The sequence below is a fragment of the Serratia sp. Ae19-1 genome, from assembly GCF_059801225.1.
On record NZ_JBCHWD010000001.1, the window covers coordinates 306,995 to 325,851 of the forward strand.

The following is an 18,857-nucleotide window of genomic DNA, read 5'->3' on the forward strand; positions in this document are numbered from 1 at the left end:
CCGTGAAGCCGTGTGGCATTCCTGCGATGGATCTCACTCTGTTACATGTTGCGGTTGTGCGAGCCGGGGGAAAGTCGCTAAATATTCGCAGGCAAGGTCAGTTTTTCTCGCTGTTCACGCAGCGCTCTATGATAAGAAGGTGAGTATGGAAGGTATCAGCATTACCAAACTTCTGGTGATTGCGGTGTTGGTGATTTTACTGTTTGGCACCAGCAAACTGCGCACGCTCGGCGCCGATCTTGGCGCGGCGCTGAAAGGCTTTAAAAAAGCCGTGGGCGACGACAGCACGCCACCGCCGGCCGCCGGCAACAACGCCGCCGAGAGCCAATCCGCTCAGCAGAGCGTCGAAAAGAAAGACGTTTAATCCCGTCTGATGGCGCACAATAAAAAAACGGATGCCTTGCGGACATCCGTTTTTTGGCGTTTCCGCCGTCTTTAGCGTAACAAACTATTACGCGTTATTTCACTTCCATCCCTTTGGCCTGCAGATCGGCGTGGTAAGACGAACGCACGAACGGACCGCAGGCGGCGTGGGTGAAGCCCATCGCCATCGCTTCTTCTTTCATCTCGTCAAACTCGGCCGGGCTAACGTAGCGCTGCACCGGCAGGTGGTGACGGCTTGGCTGCAGGTATTGACCCAGCGTCAGCATGGTCACGCCGTGGCGACGCAGATCGCGCATCACTTCGACGATTTCCGCGTTGGTTTCCCCAAGGCCGACCATCAGGCCGGACTTGGTCGGGATATCCGGGTGCGCTTCTTTAAAGCGTTCGAGCAGCTTCAGCGACCACTCGTAGTTGGCGCCCGGGCGCACCTGGCGGTATACGCGCGGCACGTTTTCCAGGTTGTGGTTGAACACGTCCGGCGGCGTGGCGGTGAGGATTTCCAGCGCGCGGTCCATACGGCCGCGGAAGTCCGGCACCAGCGTTTCGATTTTGATGTTCGGGCTCTTGGCGCGGATGGCCGAGATGCAGTCGGCAAAGTGCTGAGCACCGCCGTCGCGCAGATCGTCGCGGTCGACCGAGGTGATCACCACGTAACGCAGCGCCATGTCGGCGATGGTTTGCGCCAACTTTTCCGGCTCGTTGGCGTCAGGCGCGATCGGGCGGCCGTGGGCCACGTCGCAGAACGGACAGCGGCGGGTACAGATGGCACCGAGGATCATAAAGGTGGCGGTGCCGTGGTTGAAGCACTCGGACAGGTTAGGGCACGAGGCTTCCTCACAGACGGAGTGCAGGCCGTTCTTGCGCATCGCGGCTTTGATGCCCTGAATGCGCGTTGAGTCGGCAGGCAGTTTGATCTTCATCCACTCGGGTTTACGCAACAGCTCCTGCCGTTCGGTGACCACCGTTTTGACCGGGATCAGCGCCATTTTGTCAGCATCGCGGTATTTGACGCCGCGTTCCATCTGAATTGGTTTACTCATAATCGTGCAGGTTCCAGTTACGAAGCTCGACCGTCTGGTAGCCGAGTAAATGAACAAATTCCTGTACCAGGATTGGGTGTATGTCTTCAATGCCAACGCCGGGCGCCAGCGCGCTGACCTGCGTCATCTGCATGCCGGCGTAACCGCAAGGGTTGATGCGTTGGAAAGGGCTGAGATCCATCGCCACATTCAGGGCCAGGCCGTGGAATGAGCTGCCTTTGCGGATCCGCAAACCCAACGAACAGATTTTCTGCTCCCCCACGTACACGCCCGGCGCATCCGGGCGGGCGCGCGATTCGAGACGGAAGTGGGCGAGGGTGTTGATAACCGTATCTTCTATCGCCGTGACCAATTGGCGTACGCCGACCTTGCTGCGTTTCAGATCGACCATCACGTACATCACTTGCTGGCCCGGCCCGTGATAGGTCACCTGGCCGCCGCGATCGCTCTGGACAACCGGGATATCGCCGGGCATCAGCACGTGCTCGGCTTTGCCGGCCTGGCCCTGGGTGAACACAGGGTGATGCTGCACCAGCCACAGTTCGTCCGGCGTGCTCTCGGTACGACCGTCGGTGAAGTTATGCATGGCTTGGGATACAGGCGCGTAGGGCTGCAACCCCAGCTGACGCAAAATGATCTTGTCTGGTTGCAAAAGAGTCATCGTCAGGTTACAGAAGTGGTAAAGCCATTATACCGGGCGCTCCGGCCTGCGACCAGCCTTTCGCTGACCAAAAATGCGCAACCCGGGAAGACGCTGCGCCATCCCGGGTTGATAAGCAGGGGTTTATGCTGGAATTACAGCACCATGCGAACAATTTCAATGTTGCCCAACTCTTCGTACAGGGTTTCGACCTGCTCGATGTGAGTGGCGTTGATGGTGATGGAGACGGAGTGGTAGTTGCCTTTGCTGCTTGGCTTAACCTGCGGGTTGTAATCGCCAGGTGCATGGCGCTGCACCACTTCAACTACCTGGTCAACCAGCTCAGGCTGCGCCAGGCCCATCACCTTGTAGGTAAACGAGCAAGGGAATTCGAGCAGTTCGTTCAGTTTAGTTTTTTGCATGTGCGTGCGCTCCAGAGTGCTAGCTAATCTATAAATTATAACTCCCGCCGGGGCGGGAGTTAATGTTATTCAGTATATGGGGGCAATTTCGCCCGTTTCAACCGTTAACCGAACCAGTGGTGGAACATCAGTTTGATGTAGTCCACGATGCGGCTGAAGAAACCGCCTTCTTTCACTTCGTTCATCACCACCAGCGGACGCTGATCGATGGTTTTGCCGTCCAGCTGGAAGTTGATGGTGCCGACCACCTGATTTTTCGCCAGCGGCGCGTGAATTTCCGGCGTGTTCAGCACATAGCTGGCTTTCAGATCTTTCATGCGGCCGCGCGGGATGGTCAGGTAGACGTCTTTGTCTACGCCCAGCTCAACGCGATCGGCGTCGCCGAACCAGACCGGCTCGGAGGCGAACTCTTTACCGACTTTCAGTGGCGCTACGGTTTCAAAGAAGCGGAAGCCCCAGGTCAGCAGTTTCTTGCTCTCGGTTTCACGGCCTTTGTAGGTGCGGCCGCCCAGCACGGCGGAGATCAGACGCATCTGGCCTTCGGTCGCCGAAGCCACCAGATTGTAACCCGCCGCGTCGGTGTGGCCGGTTTTGATGCCGTCGACGTTCAGGCTGGTGTCCCACAGCAGACCATTGCGGTTCATCTGGCGGATATTGTTGAAGGTGAACTCTTTCTCTTTATAAATCGCGTATTCGTCCGGCACGTCGCGGATCAGCGCCTGGCCGATCAACGCCATGTCGCGCGCCGAGCTGTATTGCCCTTGGGCATCCAGGCCGTGCACCGTCTGGAAGTGGGTATTCTGCAGGCCCAGCTTGTTGACGTAGGTGTTCATCAGGTTGACGAACGCGTCCTGGCTGCCGGCAACGTAGTCGGCCATCGCCACGCAGGCGTCGTTACCGGACTGCAGGTTGATGCCGCGGGTCAGTTTGGAGACCGGCACGCGATCGCCTGGCTTCAGGAACATCAGCGAGGAGCCTTTGAACACCGGGTTGCCGGTCGCCCAGGCGTCCTGGCCGACGGTCACCATGTCGTCCTGGCCGATTTTGCCGGCTTTCAGCGCCTGGCCGATGACGTAGCTGGTCATCATTTTGGTCAGGCTGGCCGGATCGCGACGTGCGTCGGCGTTCATCTCGGCCAGCACTTTGCCGGAGTTGTAATCAATCAGGATGTACGCTTCCGCATCGATCTGCGGGACACCTGGGATCATGGTTTTGAGGTTAACGTCATCGGCATGCGCGACGGAGGCTGCGCCCATTGCGATAACGGTGCCGAATGCGATGCTCTTGATTAAGCGAAAAGAAGTTACTTGTTTCATGATCGGGACTACAACATCCGTGAAAGTAAAGTTAAAAAACGAGCCACACTATAGCAGATGCGATCCCGGCAGGCATTACCCATTCATCTGCCTAATTGCGGTTAGTGCACTTTTAGCTGCAAGAAAATGTTTCAGCTAAATAACCGCTTATCGGCCGTGAATGCCCGCCGGGTTTAATGCTCAGGGTGCAGCAGTAACGAAAGACTGTTGTTGCGCTTCGCTGGCCAGGCGTTGTTGCAGCTGGGCCGCCTGCTGACGGCTGCTGAACGGGCCGAGCTGAACGCGATAAACGTTGCCGTTGGCCGCCACTTTGCCCGGGACGCCAAACTGCTGGCTCAGGCTTTGCTGCCAGCTTTGGGCGCGCTCGGCGCTGCTCAGCGCGCCGACCTGCACCACGTAACCGCCTGAGGAAGAAGCGGCAGCCATGCCGGCAGCGGCGGTGGCGCCGGCCGCAACCGGTGCGGCCACCGAAGCGGCTTCAGGCTCGGAGCCTTCCAGCACGCCGGCCGGCACTGCGCTTGGCGCGCCGAGGAAACCGCCGCGGCCGTTTGCGGCGTTGCCGCCGGCGGCTGGGGCATTGTCGTCGGTGCGCAGAGTGCTGTTATCGATCGGGCGCACCGCCGCGCCGCTGGCGACCGGCACGTCCTGCTGGATAGGGGTGCCCATGCCGCTGGAGCCGAGATCCGGGCGCGCCGGCAGGGCGTAGCTCTGTTTCGCCACGATGGTGCCGATGGTGCCAGGGCCGCTCAGCGTGCCATCCGGCGCCACGTTGATGAAATCTACCTTGACCTTGGTGTTGTTGGACAGGTTGAGGCGGTCGGCGGCGGCTTTCGACAGATCGATGATGCGGCCTTTGGTATAAGGCCCGCGATCGTTGACGCGTACCACCAGCTGACGGCCGTTGGCCAGGTTGGTGACGCGCACATAGCTAGGGATCGGCAGGGTCGGGTGCGCCGCGGTCAGGCCGTTAGGATCGAACTGCTCGCCCAGCGCCGTGGTGTTGCCGTTGGCTTCTTCGCCGTACCAGGCCGCCAGGCCGGTCTGCGAGAAGTTCTGCGGATCTTTTACGATGCGGTAAGTATCGCCATTAACCTTATAATCCTGCATGTTATTAGGGTTATAGGGTTCATATTGAGGCTCGACGCCACCGATTTCCACCACCGGGCCGTTGTACGGCTGCTGTGGCGCCTGCTGTTCCGTGGTCGGGGCGGTACAGGCGGAGAGCAACACCGCCGCGACGCCGATCCAAAGCCATTCCTTACGCATTACTCACCTCTTATAAACTTTTAGACAGCATTTTCCGATGCGTGTGGATCGACATGATGATGCCGAAACCGGCCATCAACACTATCAGCGCCGAACCCCCGTAACTGACCAGAGGCAAAGGTACGCCAACTACCGGCAAAATGCCACTGACCATACCGATGTTAACAAAGACATAAACGAACAAAATCAGCATCAAGCCGCCGACCATCACGCGGCCGAAGGTGGTTTGCGCCTTGGCGGCGATCATCAGCCCGCGAATGATCACCAGCAGGTAGAGCGCCAGCAGCACCAACACCCCGATCAACCCCAGCTCTTCGGCCAGAACGGCGAAGATAAAGTCGGTATGGCGCTCCGGCAGGAACTCCAGCTGCGACTGGGTGCCGTGCAGCCAACCCTTGCCGGACAGGCCGCCGGAGCCGATGGCGATCTTCGATTGAATAATGTGGTATCCGGCGCCGAGCGGGTCGCTCTCCGGATCGAGCAGCATCATTACGCGGTCGCGTTGATAGCCGTGCATCAGGAAGAACCACAGCACCGGGATAAAGGCCGCCAGCGCGACGGCGGCGACGGCGATCAGCTTCCAGCTCATGCCGGACAGGAACAACACGAACAGGCCGGAGGCGGCGATCAGGATAGACGTGCCCAGATCCGGCTGCGCGGCCACCAGCAGCGTCGGCAGGAAGATCAGCACCAGCGCGATGGCGGTGTTTTTCAGTGAAGGCGGGCAGACGTCGCGGTTCATAAAGCGCGCCACCATCAGCGGCACGGCAATCTTGGCGATTTCCGACGGCTGGAAGCGCACCACGCCGAGATCCAGCCAGCGCTGGGCGCCTTTACTGATCTGCCCGAAGGCGTCCACCAGGATCAGCAAAATCACGCAGAAGATATACAGATAGGGCGCCCAGCTTTCGTAGACGCGCGGCGGGATCTGCGCCATGACGGCCATCACGATCAGCCCCATGACGATCTGCCCGATCTTGCGCTCCATCATGCCGATGTCCTGGCCGCTGGCGCTCCACATCACGAAGGCGCTGTAGACCAGTAGGGCCAGGATCAGCAGCAGGAACGTCGGGTCGATGTGGATTTTGGTCCAGATCGAGCCTTTTTGTTGGCTTTCAGTCATGTTCTACCTTAGTCACCTTCTACGCCAGGCGGCAGCGGAGCCTCGCTTGGCAATTGCGTATTGTTGTCGCCCAGCATGATGTGGTCGAGGATCTGGCGGGTGATGGTGCCCACCGCCGGACCGGAGCCGCCGTTTTCCAGGATGATGGCGACCGACACCGTCGGGTTGTTGAACGGCGCGAAGGCGGTCATCAGCTTGTGATCGCGCAGGTGTTCCGCCAGTTTGTGGGCGTTGTAGGTTTCGTAACCGAAGACCTGTGCGGTGCCCGATTTCGCCGCGGCTTTATAAGGTGCGTCCGCAAAGTATTTGCGCGCCGTCCCGTTCGGACGGTTGGCCACACCGTACATGCCGTCTTTGGCGATTTCCCAGAAGCCGGAGTGAATATCGCCGATCTGCGTGTCTTCTTCCTGTTTGAACGGCACCAGCGCGCCGTTGACGCGGGTACTCTGCAGCAGGTGCGGCGTTTTGACCGTGCCATCGTTGATCAGGGTGTTCAGCGCCTTGGCCATCTGGATCGGCGTGGCGGTCCAGTAACCCTGGCCGATGCCCACCGGAATGGTGTCGCCCTGATACCACGGTTTCTTATAGCGTTTCAGCTTCCATTCGCGCGTCGGCATCAGGCCGGAGCGCTCTTCGGCCAGATCGATGCCGGTGTACTGGCCGTAACCGAATTTGGTCAGCCAGCTCGACAGCCGATCGATCCCCATGTCATAGGCGACCTGATAGAAGTAGGTATCTGCGGATTCTTCCAGCGCCTTGGTGACGTTCAGGCGGCCGTGGCCCCATTTTTTCCAGTCGCGGAAGCGTTTTTCCGAGCCGGGCAGCTGCCACCAGCCGGGATCGAACACCACGGTATTCTTGGTGATCACTCCGGCGCTCAGCGCCGACACCGCGATGTAAGGTTTCACCGTCGAGGCGGGTGGGTAGACCCCTTGCGTGGCGCGGTTGATCAGCGGGCGATTCGGATCGTTCAGCAGCCCCTGATAGTCCTTGCTGGAAATGCCGTCGACGAACAGGTTCGGATCGTAGCTCGGGTTAGACACCATCGCCAGGATGGCGCCGGTGCGCGGATCGCTCACCACCACGGCGGCGCGGCTGCCGACCAGCAGCTGTTCGATATAGCGCTGCAGGTTGAGATCGAGCGTCAGGTAAACGTCCTGACCGGCGGAAGGCGGCTGCTCGTGCAGCTGGCGGATCACCCGGCCGCGGTTGTTGACCTCGACCTCTTCATAGCCGGTTTTGCCGTGCAGCGTGTCTTCGTAGTAGCGTTCGATGCCCAGCTTGCCGATATCGTGGGTGGCGGCGTAGTTGGCCAGCTTGCCGTCTTTGTCCAGGCGCTCGACGTCACGGTCGTTGATCTTCGACACGTAGCCGGTAACGTGGGTGAGGGCGGAACCGTAAGGGTAGTAGCGGCGCTGGTAGCCTTTCACTTCCACGCCGGGAAAGCGGAATTGATTGACCGCAAAGCGGGCGACCTGTACTTCGGTCAGCGCGGTTTTCACCGGAATCGAGACGAAACGGCGCGAGCGCTTGCGCTCTTTTTCGAAATTGGTGATGTCGTCGTCGGTCAGATCGACCACCGGGCGCAGCGCCTGCAGCGTGGCTTTGAGATCGTCGACTTTTTCAGGCATCAGCTCCAGCTGGTAAATGGTGCGGTTGAGCGCCAGTGGGGTGCCGTTGCGATCGTAGATAATGCCGCGGCTGGGCGCGATGGGCACCAGCTTGATGCGGTTTTCGTTGGAGCGGGTGCGGTAATCCTCGACGCGGACCACTTGCAGATTATACAGGTTGGCGATCAGGATGCCGGACAGCACCAGGATGACCAAGAACGCCACCAGGGCGCGGCGTACAAACAGGGCGGATTCAGCCGTATAGTCGCGAAAAGGGTTACGTTCTATTTTCATCCCGCTGCTTTATTTCACTCTGTCACGGTCACCACCGGCTATTCCCGGTGGTAAGGATGATTTGTAGTAATACTCCAGGCGCGGTAGAGGCTTTCGGCCACCAGAACGCGCACCAAAGGATGCGGCAGTGTCAACGGAGAAAGTGACCAGCTCTGCTCGGCAGCGGCTTTGCAGGCGGGCGCCAGCCCTTCCGGGCCACCGATCAGCAAGCTGACGTTGCGGCCATCCTGCTTCCAGCGTTCAAGCTGCTGCGCCAGCTGCGGCGTTTCCCACGGCGTGCCCGGGATATCCAGCGTAACGATGCGGTTGCCTTTGCCCACCGCCGCCAGCATCTGTTCGCCTTCCTTGTCCAGAATGCGTTTGATGTCGGCGTTTTTGCCGCGTTTGCCCGCCGGGATCTCGGTCAGCTCAAACGGCATATCTTTGGGAAAGCGGTGCAGGTAATCCATAAAGCCGGTTTGCACCCAGTCTGGCATTTTGGTGCCGACCGCCACCAATTGCAGTTTCACCGCTTAGCTCCAGAGTTTTTCCAGCTCGTACAGGCGACGGCTCTCTTCTTGCATCACGTGCACGATCACTTCGCCCAGATCGACCACGATCCAGTCGGAGGCTTCCTGGCCTTTCATGCCGTACAGTTCCATGCCTGCGGCGCGGGATTCCTGCACCACGTGGCTGGCGATCGACATTACGTGACGCGTCGAGGTGCCGGTGCAGATGATCATGCAATCGGTGATGCTGGATTTGCCCTGTACGTCCAGAGCGATAATGTCTTGGCCTTTCAGGTCATCGATTTTATCGATGACGAAATCTTGGAGCGCTTTACCTTGCAAAGGTTCCCCCTCGGGTGTGTTCTGTTCAGTCGGCTGCGGCGGGCAAAATGCGCGCGCTGCGGCGTAACCGGATAATGGTTTCGGCAGGCTGCCGCTGAAAGCCAGCTAACTGGTGACTGCCCGGCCAGCTAAGGTTTCCGGGGTTTTCAGCGGATACCTGAAAAATAGCGGCGCAGTATATCACGCACCTTTCGCTAGCGATATAAACCCTGCAACTCGATATAGCGCTGCACCGAGCGGGGCAGCAGGTCGTCGCAGTTGAGGCCCTGATGGCGGCGCTGGCGGATCTCGGTGGCGGAAATTTCCAGCTCCGGCGTATCGGCCAGGTAGATATGGCCGTGCGGGCGGCGGCTGAGCAGCGCCGGGTCGGCGGTGCGGTGGCGTTCCAGCCACTGCTGCAGCTCCGGCGTGTCCATGCGATCGTTATAGCCTGGGCGCGCCAGCACCAGCAAATGACAGACGTCCAGCAGCGCCTGCCAGCGGTGCCATTTATGCAGCGTCAGCAGCGAGTCCTGGCCAATAATAAACGCCAGCGGCTGGGCGGCGCCACGCTCTTTACGAATCGTTTCCAACGTCTCGATGGTGTAGGAGGGGGTGGTGCGGTGCAGTTCGCGATCGTCGACCGCAAACAGCGGATTGCCGGCGATCGCCAACTCGACCATCTTCAGGCGCTGCTGCGCATTGGCCTCCGGCTGCGGGCGGTGCGGCGGCACGTGGTTAGGCAGCAGCGTGACGCGATTCAGGCCCACTTCGGCGGCCAGCGCCTCAACCGGCCGCAGATGGCCATAGTGGATCGGGTCAAAGGTGCCGCCGAACAGCGCGTGCAATACGGTGGGGTGTTCCGGATTAGTGGGCATCGGTAAAACTCGTGGCCAGGGGTTTGCCGCACAGCAGCATCGACAGGGTTTCCAGTTCCGGCCAGACCGACTGGCCATAGTCCTGCTTGAGCGTCAGCTCGATTTGCGTCAGCAGCTGTACCGCCTGCTGCAACTGGGGACCGGATAGGCGTTGCAATGCCTGGGTCACCAGCGGGCGGCGGTTCTGCCAGACCTTGTGCTGATCGAACAGCGTGCGCAGCGGCGCAGACGCCATGCGGCGCTGCAGCGTCAGCAACAGCAGCAGTTCGCGCTGCAGAGTGCGTAGCAGGATCACCGGCTCCACGTCCTCTTGCTGCAGCTGCTGCAGAATATGCCAGGCGCGCTTGCTCTTGCCGGCCAGCAGGGCGTCCAGCCAGTGGAACGGCGTGAAGTGGGCGGCGTCGTTCACCGCCTGTTCGACGCGCGGCAGCGTGAGCTTGCCGTCCGGGTGCAGCAGCGACAGCCGCTCCAACGCCTGCGACAGCGCCAGCAGGTTGCCTTCGTAGCAGTAACACAGCAGCTGATTGGCGGCGTCGTCCAACTCCAGCTTCATCGCTTTGGCGCGTGCGGCGACCCAGCGCGGCAGCTGCGCCTGTTCCGGCGTCTGGCAACTGACGAGGGCGCCGTGCGGGCTGAGCGCCTTGAACCAGGCACTGTTTTCCTGCGCTTTGGTGAGGCGCGGGCCGCGCAGGATCAACAGAATATCGTCGTGCAGCAGCGTGGCGAGTTTGCTCAACTGCTCGCCGATCGGCGCCGTTGGGCCGTTTTCCGGGAAGATCAGCAGCAGCGTCTGGCGGCTGGCAAACAGGCTCATCGCCTGGCAGATGCCGAAGATGGCGTCCCAGTCGGTATGGGCGTCGAGGGAAATGCTGTAGTGCTCGCTGAACTGCTGCTGTTGCGCGGCCTGCCGGAGTAAATCCTGGCTTTCCTGCAGCAGCAGCGGTTCATTGCCGCTCAATAAATAACAAGCGCGCAGCCCCTCTCGGAGCTGCGCGGCAAGTTGTTCCGGGTAAATGCGGATCATTGTGCGGTTTGGCTTGCCGCTCGTTCGCCGACGGCAGCGGCTTTCTGCCGGTTCTCTTCTTCCGCCGCATGCACGGTCAGCAGTTTGCGCACCAGTTGTTGCGCCGCCTGCTCACGCATTTCCTGGCGAATGATCTCCTGTTCGGAGTCCTTGGCCAGCGCGGTCAGCGGGTTGTCGAAGAACGAACGGAACACTTTCACCGACAGCGGATACAGGTCATGCCCCGGGATCAGCACCTGGGCCTGTACGGTCAGCACCAGCTGGTACTCGGCGGTTTTACCGTCCTGGAAGATCGAGGCGGTATCCTGGCTTTCCGTCGCGCCGAGGATGCGCAGGGAAGGCACGTCTTTACGCTTCGGATCGCTGACGATAGTCACGTCGTTCAGGCGCAGCTGCTCACGCACTGCACGCGTCAACGGGCCGTAAGGGTCGGCGCTGTCCAGGATCAGCGTTTTCATTTCATTAGGCACCTGCGTGGTGCCACGCAGGTGAAAACCGCAGCCGGCGGTGACCAGCACCGCCAACCCCAGCAACAGCGTCAGAATACGTTGTCGCACAACTCCTCCTTGTGTTAACCCACAACCAGGTTAAGCAGTTTGCCCGGAACGTAGATCACTTTGCGAATCGTGACGCCGTCCAGATATTTAGCCACCAGATGCTCTTCGGCAGCGCGCGCGCGCACTTGCTCTTCGGTCGCATCGGCAGATACGGTGATTTTAGCGCGAACCTTGCCGTTCACCTGCACCACCACCAGCTTGGAGTCTTCGACCATCGCCTGCTCGTCGGCAACCGGCCATGGCGCGGTGTCCACGTCGCCTTCGCCGCCCAGCGCCTGCCACAGGGTGAAGCACACGTGTGGGGTGAACGGATACAGCATGCGAACTACGGCCAGCAGCGCTTCCTGCAGCAGCGCGCGATCCTGCTCGCTCTCCTGCGGCGCGCGGGCCAGTTTGTTCATCAGCTCCATCACGGCGGCGATCGCGGTGTTGAAGGTCTGACGGCGGCCGATATCGTCGGTCACCTTGGCGATGGTTTTGTGCAGATCGCGGCGCAGCGCTTTCTGATCTTCGTTCAGCGCCGCCACGTCCAGCGGCTGTACCGCGCCTTTTTCCACGTGATCGTAGGCAAGTTTCCACACGCGTTTCAGGAAGCGGTTCGCCCCTTCCACGCCGGATTCCTGCCACTCCAGCGTCATTTCTGCCGGTGAAGCGAACATCATGAACAGACGCACGGTGTCCGCGCCGTATTTTTCCACCATCTCCTGCGGGTCGATGCCGTTGTTCTTCGACTTCGACATTTTGCTCATGCCAGCATAGACCAGTTCACGGCCTTGCGGATCGGTGGCCTTGGTGATGCGGCCCTTGTCGTCGCGCTCGACGGTGGCGTCAACCGGGGATACCCAGACGCGCTCGCCGCTGTTGCCGGTGTAGTAGAAGGCGTCGGCCAGCACCATGCCCTGACACAGCAGACGTTTGGCCGGCTCGTCCGAATCCACCAGGCCCGCATCGCGCATCAGCTTGTGGAAGAAACGGAAGTACATCAGGTGCATGATGGCGTGTTCGATACCGCCGATATATTGATCGACCGGCAGCCAGTAGTTGGCGGCGGCCGGATCCAGCATGCCCTGGTCATACTGCGGGCAGGTGTAGCGCGCGTAGTACCAGGAGGACTCCATAAAGGTGTCGAAGGTGTCGGTTTCGCGCAGCGCCGGCTGGCCGTTGACGGTGGTTTTCGCCCACTCAGGGTCGGCCTTGATCGGGCTGGTGATGCCGTCCATGACCACGTCTTCCGGCAGGATCACCGGCAGCTGGTCTTCCGGCGTCGGCATTACGGTGCCGTCTTCCAGCGTCACCATCGGGATTGGCGCACCCCAGTAACGCTGACGGGAAACGCCCCAGTCGCGCAGACGGTAGTTGACCTTACGCTGGCCCACGCCCTTGGCGACCAGTTTGTCGGCGATGGCGTTGAAGCCCGCTTCATTATCCAGGCCGTCGAACTCGCCGGAATTGAACAGCGCGCCTTTGTCGGTCATCGCTTCGGCGCTCACGTCAGGCTGGCTGCCGTCGAGGTTCAGGATCACCGGCTTGATCGGCAGATCGTATTTGGTGGCGAATTCCCAGTCGCGCTGGTCGTGCGCCGGTACCGCCATCACGGCGCCGGTGCCGTATTCCATCAGCACGAAGTTGGCGACCCACACCGGCAGCTTCTCGCCGCTCAGCGGATGGACAACGAACAGGCCGGTCGGCATGCCTTTCTTCTCCATCGTCGCCATTTCGGCTTCGGCGACTTTGGTGTTGCGGCATTCGTCGATGAACTCGGTCAGCGCCGGGTTGTTGCGCGCGCCCTGTTGCGCCAGCGGGTGGCCCGCGGCGACCGCCACGTAGGTGGCGCCCATGAAGGTGTCCGGGCGGGTGGTGTAAACCGTCAGCTTCTCTTCGCTGTCCGCCACGTCGAAGGTGATTTCCACGCCTTCGGAGCGGCCAATCCAGTTGCGCTGCATGGTTTTCACCTGCTCCGGCCAGCTTTCCAGCGTGTCCAGATCGTTCAGCAGCTGATCGGCGTAGGCGGTGATTTTGATGAACCACTGCGGGATCTCTTTACGCTCGACCTTGGTGTCGCAGCGCCAGCAGCAGCCGTCGATAACCTGTTCGTTGGCCAGCACGGTCAGATCGTGCGGGCACCAGTTCACTGCCGAGGTCTTCTTGTAGACCAGGCCTTTTTCATACAGCTTGGTGAAGAACCACTGTTCCCAGCGGTAGTATTCCGGCTGGCAGGTGGCGATTTCGCGATCCCAGTCGTAGCCGAAGCCCAGCAGTTTCAGCTGGTTCTTCATGTATTCGATGTTGTCGTAGGTCCACGGGGCCGGCGCGGTGTTGTTTTTCACCGCTGCGCCTTCCGCCGGCAGGCCGAACGCATCCCAGCCGATCGGCTGCAGTACGTTTTTGCCCAGCATGCGCTGATAGCGCGAGATCACGTCGCCGATAGTGTAGTTACGAACGTGGCCCATGTGCAGTCGGCCGGACGGGTAAGGCAGCATGGATAGGCAGTAGTACTTTTCCTTGCTGTCGTCTTCGGTAACTTTGAAAGTCTGCTTCTCTTGCCAGTGAAGCTGTACGTTCGATTCTATGTCTTCTGGACGGTATTGCTCTTGCATGGCGGCCGGTGGTCCTGTAGGTGTAAACCGTTGCCCCGGTCAGAGGCAACGCAATGAACATTTAGTATTCGTAGATCCGCATAGCATAGCTGATAAGACCTCCCGGCAACAACTCCAAGCGCCTGACTCGGCGCATTTAAAAAAAACGCCGCCATGACGCGGCTCACAACCTGCGGATCCCGCGTCTTGCCAAGTGACATCAGTCATTTACGGCTAAAATAAGAACAAGTAGCTTAGGGGTATCCCTACAGCCAAGTCCGGCGCAGCGTTTATCGAGGAGAGTCTATGAACAAGGTTGCTCAGTATTACCGCGAATTGGTGGCATCGCTGACCGAACGCCTGAAAAACGGTGAACGCGATATCGACGCCCTGGTGGCCAGCGCGGAGCGGCGGTTGAACGAGGCCGAAGATCTGACCCGCGACGAGGTGCGGCAGGTGACGCAGGCAGTGCGGCGCGATCTGGAAGAGTTCGCCCGCAGCTACCAGGAGAGCCGGGACGAATTTACCGACAGCGTATTTATGCGGGTGATCAAAGAGAGTCTGTGGCAGGAGTTGGCGGATATCACCGACAAAACCCAGCTGGAGTGGCGCGAGGTGTTCAAGGACGTCAGCCACCACGGCGTTTACCACAGCGGTGAAGTGGTGGGGCTGGGCAATCTGGTGTGCGAGCAATGCCACTATCATCTGGCCTTTTACACCCCGGAAGTGCTGCCGCTGTGCCCGAAATGCGGCCACGACCAGTTCCAGCGCCGGCCGTTTGAACCTTGATGACGTTCCCCGTCAGGGCGGGGAACGCTAAGGCCGGCGTTTAACGGAACAGTTTCTTCAGCAGGTTGCTCAGGAAACCGCCGCTGACGGTTGCCGGGGCAGCTTCCGCCTGCGCCGGCGCGCTGGCCGCTACGGCGACGCCGGCCGGGATTTTCTGCGCGACCGCGATGCGGCTGTCCTGAGCGGCTTTTTCCGCCGCTTCCGGGCCGTAGGCAAAGCCTTCTGCCAGCACGAATTCAACGTCGGTGATGCCGATAAAGCCCAGGAACAGCTTCACGTACGGCGTGATCAGATCCGTCGGCGTGTCGGCGTGGATGCCGCCGCGGCTGGAGATGACGATCGCTTTCTTGCCCGTCACCAGCCCTTCGGCGCCGGCGGAGGTATAGCGGAACGTCTGACCAGCGCGGGCGATCAGATCGAAGTAGATCTTCAGCTGCGTCGGGATATTGAAGTTGTACATCGGCGCGCTGATGATCAGCGTGTCGTGTGATTTCAGTTCGGCAATCAGCTCGTCGGACAGCGCCAGGGTGCTTTGCTGGTGCGGCGTCAGCGGTTTGTCGCCGGCGGTAAAACCGGCCATCACTTCGCCATCCAGCTCCGGCAGCGTCGGGTTGGCCAGATCGCGCACGGTAAAGGTGTCTTCAGGGTGAGTTTCACGCCATTGTTCAACAAAAAAATCGACTAATTTTCCAGACTGGGAATATTCACCCAGAATGCTTGATTTCAGGACCAGTACGCGGCTCATTGGCTTATCTCCAGGCGAAGTCTAATCGGTAACGATGTCAGTCGGTGTAAACGCATGGTAGAGGCAAGCCATGAACAGTGATAGCGCAAAAATTCGCTGAGTTAAATCAAAAAAGTTGAATGAGGGGCACGGGCGCGCCCCGATGGGATCAATAACGCGCTACGCGCTCGGCCAGCAGATCGATAAAGCCTTCGCGGTTAATGCCGGTCAGCACTTCCACGTTGGCCGCTTTGCCGGTTTGCTGGAAATAGTCCACCACCGTCATGCCGACGGTGTATTCCCCTTTGGTTTCCACCCCCACCCAGCGTTCTACGCCGGTAAACAGCTGCGGCGCCAGCAGCCAGGCGATGGTGCAGGGATCGTGCATCGCCGCGCCGGGCAGGCCGCGCGGATGGCTGAGGTACAGCGGCAGATAAAAATCGAGCATCTCCGCCACCGCCTGGGCGACCGGATTGTCTATCTGACGAATGCGCTCGATATCCTGCGGCAGCACCAGCGCCTGATGGGTGACGTTCAGCCCGGCCATGGTCAGCGGCACGCCGGATTTCAGCACCATTTCGGCGGCTTCGGGATCGACGAAGATATTGAATTCCGCCACCGGCGTGGTATTGCCGGCGTTCATGCCGCCGCCCATAAATACGATGCGTTCGATGCGGCTTTTCAGCTCGGCATGCTGGGCCAACAGCAGGGCGATGTTGGTCATCGGGCCGGTCACCACCAGGGTGATCGGCTGCGGGCTGGCGCGCAGCAGGTCGGCGATCAGTTCAACGGCGCCTCGGGGGTCGGGCTTGAGGGTCGGTGTCGGCAGGTGGGTGTTGCCCATGCCGGTTTTGCCGTGGACATAGTCGGCGATCACCAGTTCGCGCATCAGCGGGCCGTTGGCGCCGGCGGCGACCGGAATGTCTTCGCGCTGCATCAGGGTCAACAGACCCAGCGCGTTATGCAGGGTTTTCTCCGGCGTCTGGTTGCCGGCGGAGGTGGTGATGGCTTTGACGTCCAGCTCCGGCGAACGCAGCGCCATGGCCAGCGCGATGGCGTCGTCGAGGCCGGGATCGCAATCGATGATAATAGGGCGGGGCATGTTCTTTCTCCTCTGTTTGTTATCCTGCGAGCATCGGATCAAAACCGGGGAGAAACAAGCGCTTTTAGTGCCGGGAGAAAAGATGCGCCCCTGGCGGGGCGCATAGAGAGAACTTAGTGCAGGATCTTGGCCAGGAAGTCCTTGGCGCGCTCGGATTCGGGATTGTTGAAGAAATCGTCTTTGTTGCGGTCTTCGACGATTTTGCCTTCGTCCATAAAGATCACCCGGTTCGCCACTTTGCGGGCGAAGCCCATTTCGTGGGTCACCACCATCATGGTCATGCCTTCGTTCGCCAGCTCGACCATCACGTCCAGCACTTCATTGATCATTTCCGGATCGAGCGCCGAGGTCGGTTCATCGAACAGCATGGCGATCGGATCCATGCACAGCGCGCGGGCGATGGCGACGCGCTGCTGCTGGCCGCCGGACAGCTGACCGGGGAACTTGTTGGCGTGGGCGGAAAGGCCGACGCGTTCCAGCAGCTTCAGCCCCTTCTCGCGTGAGGCGGTTTTGTCGCGCTTGAGCACTTTCACCTGCGCCAGCGTCAGGTTGTCGATGATCGACAGATGCGGGAACAGCTCAAAGTGTTGGAACACCATGCCGACCTTGGCGCGCAGCTGCGCCAGATTGGTTTTCTTGTCGTTGACCGGCGTGCCGTTCACCAGGATATCGCCCTGCTGGATCGGCTCAAGGCCGTTGACGGTTTTGATCAGGGTGGACTTGCCGGAACCTGAAGGACCGCAGACGACGACCACTTCGCCTTTTTTCACTTCGGTGGTGCAATCGGTCAACACCTGAAAGTGACCGTACCACTTAGAAACATTTTTCAGGGATATCATCAAACAGTCCTTTTCTTCAAATAGCTTACCAGCGCCGAGGCGGCGAGGCTGATAACAAAATAGACAAAGCCGGCGAACAGGATCATTTCAACCTGGGTGCCGTCGCGTTCGCCGATGGTCGATGCGGTGCGGAAGAAGTCGGCCAGGCTCAGAACGTAAACCAGCGACGTATCCTGGAACAGCACGATGCCCTGAGTCAGCAGCAGCGGCACCATGGCGCGAAACGCCTGCGGCAGGATCACCAGCCGCATGGATTGCCAGTGGGTCATGCCCAGCGCCAGCGCGGCGGAGGATTGGCCGCGCGAGATGCTGATAATGCCGGCGCGGATGATTTCCGAGTAATAGGCCGCTTCAAACAGGGAAAAGGCTACCATAGCCGAGATCAGGCGAATATCGGTTTTCGGCGACAACCCTAGAACCTGTTGTAATAAGCTTGGAACCACCAGATAGAACCACAGCAGCACCATCACCAGCGGCACCGAGCGGAACAGGTTGACGTACAGGGTGGCGAACCAGCTGATCGGCTTGAACGGCGACAGACGCATCACCGCCAGCACGGTGCCCCACAGGATGCCGACCACGATGGCGGTCACGGTGATCTTCAGCGTGATCGCCATGCCCTGCAGCAGGAAAGGGAAGCTTGGGACGATCGACGCCCAGTCAAATTCGTACATTATTTACTCCCCAGGTTGCCAGGCAACTGCACTTTCTTTTCGACCAGACGCATAAACAGCATGATAACGGCGTTGATGCCGATATAAGCCAGCGTGATGGCAGTAAAGGATTCATAGGCGTGTGCGGAGTAATCCAACAGCTTGCCGGCCTGTGCGGCCATGTCCACCAGCCCGATGGTTGAGGCGATGGCAGAGTTTTTGACCAGGTTGAGCATCTCCGAGGTCATCGGCGGCACGATCACCCGATAGGCGTTCGGCAGCAGCACGTATCGGTAGGTTTGCGGCAGCGTCAGGCCCATCGCCAGCCCGGCCGCTTTCTGGCCGCGCGGCAGGGATTGAATGGCGGCGCGCACCTGCTCGCAAACGCGGGCGGCGGTAAACAGCCCCAGGCAGAGCATGGAGGAGACGAAGAACTGCACGTTGGGATCCAGCTCGCTTTTAAACCAGGTGCCGATATTGGCCGGCAACAGTTCGGGGATCACCAGATACCAGGTAAAGAATTGCACGATCAGCGGCACGTTGCGGAACAGTTCGACGTAACAGGTGCCGAGGGCGGAAAGAAAGCGGTTGGGTACGGTACGTAAGATACCGAACAGCGAACCGACGAAGAAAGCGATAATCCATGCACAGACGGAGAGGGCCACCGTGACCTGAAAGCCGGACCAGATCCAGCCGAGGTATGTGGTGTTCCCAAACGGGGCCTGCTGCAGGAAGATACCCCAGTTCCAATCTATTGACATAACAAACTCCGGTAAACGGGCGCAGAGCGCCGAAGATTGATGACTTGATG

The 18,857-nt window shown here is 60.0% G+C and carries 20 protein-coding genes; 2 read left to right on the forward strand and 18 right to left on the reverse strand.

Annotation, left to right across the window (positions count from 1 at the left end):
- The first annotated feature begins 145 nt into the window (after nucleotides 1-145).
- Nucleotides 146-364 (forward strand): Sec-independent protein translocase subunit TatA, encoded by a 219-nt coding sequence (tatA, locus tag AAIE04_RS01505; RefSeq protein ID WP_019454089.1) that lies wholly within the window; start codon nucleotides 146-148, stop codon nucleotides 362-364.
- Between the two features lie 94 nt (nucleotides 365-458).
- Here tatA and lipA read toward each other — a convergent pair whose 3' ends face one another.
- The 13 genes from lipA to leuS all read right to left on the reverse strand — a co-directional run bounded on the left by lipA (nucleotide 459) and on the right by leuS (nucleotide 13,960).
- Nucleotides 459-1,424, reverse strand: a complete 966-nt coding sequence (gene lipA / locus AAIE04_RS01510) for a lipoyl synthase (RefSeq protein WP_025301835.1) — start codon at nucleotides 1,422-1,424, stop codon at nucleotides 459-461.
- The gene (lipB, locus tag AAIE04_RS01515) at nucleotides 1,417-2,085 is read right to left on the reverse strand and encodes a lipoyl(octanoyl) transferase LipB (protein ID WP_025160045.1); all 669 of its coding nucleotides are present in this window, start codon (nucleotides 2,083-2,085) and stop codon (nucleotides 1,417-1,419) included. Before lipB ends, lipA begins: the two co-directional genes overlap by 8 nt.
- A 134-nt stretch (nucleotides 2,086-2,219) precedes the next feature.
- A complete protein-coding gene (gene ybeD / locus AAIE04_RS01520; RefSeq protein ID WP_004940012.1) occupies nucleotides 2,220-2,486 on the reverse strand; it encodes a DUF493 family protein YbeD in 267 nt (88 codons plus the stop codon).
- A 104-nt stretch (nucleotides 2,487-2,590) separates the two neighbouring features.
- Complete coding sequence (gene dacA, locus AAIE04_RS01525; RefSeq protein WP_019454086.1) at nucleotides 2,591-3,802, reverse strand: D-alanyl-D-alanine carboxypeptidase DacA; 1,212 nt, start codon at nucleotides 3,800-3,802, stop codon at nucleotides 2,591-2,593.
- Nucleotides 3,803-3,982: 180 nt separating this feature from the next.
- Complete coding sequence (rlpA, locus tag AAIE04_RS01530) at nucleotides 3,983-5,068, reverse strand: endolytic peptidoglycan transglycosylase RlpA (RefSeq protein ID WP_019454085.1); 1,086 nt, start codon at nucleotides 5,066-5,068, stop codon at nucleotides 3,983-3,985.
- 10 nt (nucleotides 5,069-5,078) lie between these two features.
- The gene (mrdB, locus tag AAIE04_RS01535) at nucleotides 5,079-6,191 is read right to left on the reverse strand and encodes a peptidoglycan glycosyltransferase MrdB (protein WP_004940006.1); all 1,113 of its coding nucleotides are present in this window, start codon (nucleotides 6,189-6,191) and stop codon (nucleotides 5,079-5,081) included.
- Nucleotides 6,192-6,199: 8 nt separating this feature from the next.
- Complete coding sequence (mrdA, locus tag AAIE04_RS01540) at nucleotides 6,200-8,095, reverse strand: peptidoglycan DD-transpeptidase MrdA (protein ID WP_019454084.1); 1,896 nt, start codon at nucleotides 8,093-8,095, stop codon at nucleotides 6,200-6,202.
- A 38-nt stretch (nucleotides 8,096-8,133) separates the two neighbouring features.
- Entirely contained in the window at nucleotides 8,134-8,604 is a 471-nt protein-coding gene (rlmH, locus tag AAIE04_RS01545) for a 23S rRNA (pseudouridine(1915)-N(3))-methyltransferase RlmH (RefSeq protein ID WP_004940002.1), read from the reverse strand.
- A 3-nt stretch (nucleotides 8,605-8,607) separates the two neighbouring features.
- Nucleotides 8,608-8,925 (reverse strand): ribosome silencing factor, encoded by a 318-nt coding sequence (gene rsfS / locus AAIE04_RS01550; RefSeq protein WP_016928774.1) that lies wholly within the window; start codon nucleotides 8,923-8,925, stop codon nucleotides 8,608-8,610.
- A gap of 194 nt (nucleotides 8,926-9,119) precedes the next feature.
- Nucleotides 9,120-9,782, reverse strand: a complete 663-nt coding sequence (gene nadD, locus AAIE04_RS01555) for a nicotinate-nucleotide adenylyltransferase (protein ID WP_025160044.1) — start codon at nucleotides 9,780-9,782, stop codon at nucleotides 9,120-9,122.
- Nucleotides 9,772-10,806 (reverse strand): DNA polymerase III subunit delta, encoded by a 1,035-nt coding sequence (gene holA, locus AAIE04_RS01560; RefSeq protein ID WP_019454082.1) that lies wholly within the window; start codon nucleotides 10,804-10,806, stop codon nucleotides 9,772-9,774. The genes nadD and holA overlap by 11 nt, the downstream gene beginning before the upstream one ends.
- Nucleotides 10,803-11,363: an LPS assembly lipoprotein LptE gene (lptE, locus tag AAIE04_RS01565; RefSeq protein ID WP_063918890.1), complete on the reverse strand. Its 561-nt coding sequence runs from the start codon at nucleotides 11,361-11,363 to the stop codon at nucleotides 10,803-10,805. Before lptE ends, holA begins: the two co-directional genes overlap by 4 nt.
- 14 nt (nucleotides 11,364-11,377) lie before the next feature.
- Nucleotides 11,378-13,960: a leucine--tRNA ligase gene (gene leuS / locus AAIE04_RS01570; RefSeq protein WP_025160042.1), complete on the reverse strand. Its 2,583-nt coding sequence runs from the start codon at nucleotides 13,958-13,960 to the stop codon at nucleotides 11,378-11,380.
- 285 nt (nucleotides 13,961-14,245) lie between these two features.
- On the opposite strand from leuS, the gene AAIE04_RS01575 reads away from it, so the two are divergent.
- Complete coding sequence (locus AAIE04_RS01575) at nucleotides 14,246-14,728, forward strand: zinc ribbon-containing protein (protein ID WP_442534548.1); 483 nt, start codon at nucleotides 14,246-14,248, stop codon at nucleotides 14,726-14,728.
- Between the two features lie 40 nt (nucleotides 14,729-14,768).
- On the opposite strand, the gene AAIE04_RS01580 is transcribed toward AAIE04_RS01575, so the two are convergent.
- The 5 genes from AAIE04_RS01580 to AAIE04_RS01600 form a co-directional block, all read right to left on the reverse strand.
- Nucleotides 14,769-15,473 carry an FMN-dependent NADH-azoreductase gene (locus AAIE04_RS01580; protein ID WP_198636122.1) on the reverse strand — a complete coding sequence of 235 codons (705 nt, stop codon included), beginning with the start codon at nucleotides 15,471-15,473 and terminating at the stop codon, nucleotides 14,769-14,771.
- Between the two features lie 148 nt (nucleotides 15,474-15,621).
- A complete protein-coding gene (gene rihA, locus AAIE04_RS01585) occupies nucleotides 15,622-16,554 on the reverse strand; it encodes a pyrimidine-specific ribonucleoside hydrolase RihA (protein WP_498576371.1) in 933 nt (310 codons plus the stop codon).
- A 113-nt stretch (nucleotides 16,555-16,667) separates the two neighbouring features.
- Entirely contained in the window at nucleotides 16,668-17,393 is a 726-nt protein-coding gene (locus AAIE04_RS01590; RefSeq protein WP_019454076.1) for an amino acid ABC transporter ATP-binding protein, read from the reverse strand.
- Nucleotides 17,393-18,067, reverse strand: a complete 675-nt coding sequence (gene gltK, locus AAIE04_RS01595; protein ID WP_019454075.1) for a glutamate/aspartate ABC transporter permease GltK — start codon at nucleotides 18,065-18,067, stop codon at nucleotides 17,393-17,395. The genes AAIE04_RS01590 and gltK overlap by 1 nt, the downstream gene beginning before the upstream one ends.
- Entirely contained in the window at nucleotides 18,067-18,807 is a 741-nt protein-coding gene (locus tag AAIE04_RS01600; protein ID WP_019454074.1) for an amino acid ABC transporter permease, read from the reverse strand. Before AAIE04_RS01600 ends, gltK begins: the two co-directional genes overlap by 1 nt.
- Nucleotides 18,808-18,857: the final 50 nt, after the last annotated feature.

What these genes read in the sequence shown, in the direction of transcription:
- lipB (WP_025160045.1), bottom strand. Translation starts at nt 2,085, where the DNA reads ATGACTCTTTTGCAACCAGACAAGATCATTTTGCGTCAGCTGGGGTTG.
- rlpA (WP_019454085.1), bottom strand. Translation starts at nt 5,068, where the DNA reads ATGCGTAAGGAATGGCTTTGGATCGGCGTCGCGGCGGTGTTGCTCTCC.
- AAIE04_RS01600 (WP_019454074.1), bottom strand. Translation starts at nt 18,807, where the DNA reads ATGTCAATAGATTGGAACTGGGGTATCTTCCTGCAGCAGGCCCCGTTT.
- ybeD (WP_004940012.1), bottom strand. Translation starts at nt 2,486, where the DNA reads ATGCAAAAAACTAAACTGAACGAACTGCTCGAATTCCCTTGCTCGTTT.
- holA (WP_019454082.1), bottom strand. Translation starts at nt 10,806, where the DNA reads ATGATCCGCATTTACCCGGAACAACTTGCCGCGCAGCTCCGAGAGGGG.
- tatA (WP_019454089.1), top strand. Translation starts at nt 146, where the DNA reads ATGGAAGGTATCAGCATTACCAAACTTCTGGTGATTGCGGTGTTGGTG.
- lipA (WP_025301835.1), bottom strand. Translation starts at nt 1,424, where the DNA reads ATGAGTAAACCAATTCAGATGGAACGCGGCGTCAAATACCGCGATGCT.
- gltK (WP_019454075.1), bottom strand. Translation starts at nt 18,067, where the DNA reads ATGTACGAATTTGACTGGGCGTCGATCGTCCCAAGCTTCCCTTTCCTG.
- mrdB (WP_004940006.1), bottom strand. Translation starts at nt 6,191, where the DNA reads ATGACTGAAAGCCAACAAAAAGGCTCGATCTGGACCAAAATCCACATC.
- AAIE04_RS01575 (WP_442534548.1), top strand. Translation starts at nt 14,246, where the DNA reads ATGAACAAGGTTGCTCAGTATTACCGCGAATTGGTGGCATCGCTGACC.
- leuS (WP_025160042.1), bottom strand. Translation starts at nt 13,960, where the DNA reads ATGCAAGAGCAATACCGTCCAGAAGACATAGAATCGAACGTACAGCTT.
- rihA (WP_498576371.1), bottom strand. Translation starts at nt 16,554, where the DNA reads ATGCCCCGCCCTATTATCATCGATTGCGATCCCGGCCTCGACGACGCC.
- AAIE04_RS01590 (WP_019454076.1), bottom strand. Translation starts at nt 17,393, where the DNA reads ATGATATCCCTGAAAAATGTTTCTAAGTGGTACGGTCACTTTCAGGTG.
- nadD (WP_025160044.1), bottom strand. Translation starts at nt 9,782, where the DNA reads ATGCCCACTAATCCGGAACACCCCACCGTATTGCACGCGCTGTTCGGC.
- AAIE04_RS01580 (WP_198636122.1), bottom strand. Translation starts at nt 15,473, where the DNA reads ATGAGCCGCGTACTGGTCCTGAAATCAAGCATTCTGGGTGAATATTCC.
- dacA (WP_019454086.1), bottom strand. Translation starts at nt 3,802, where the DNA reads ATGAAACAAGTAACTTCTTTTCGCTTAATCAAGAGCATCGCATTCGGC.
- mrdA (WP_019454084.1), bottom strand. Translation starts at nt 8,095, where the DNA reads ATGAAAATAGAACGTAACCCTTTTCGCGACTATACGGCTGAATCCGCC.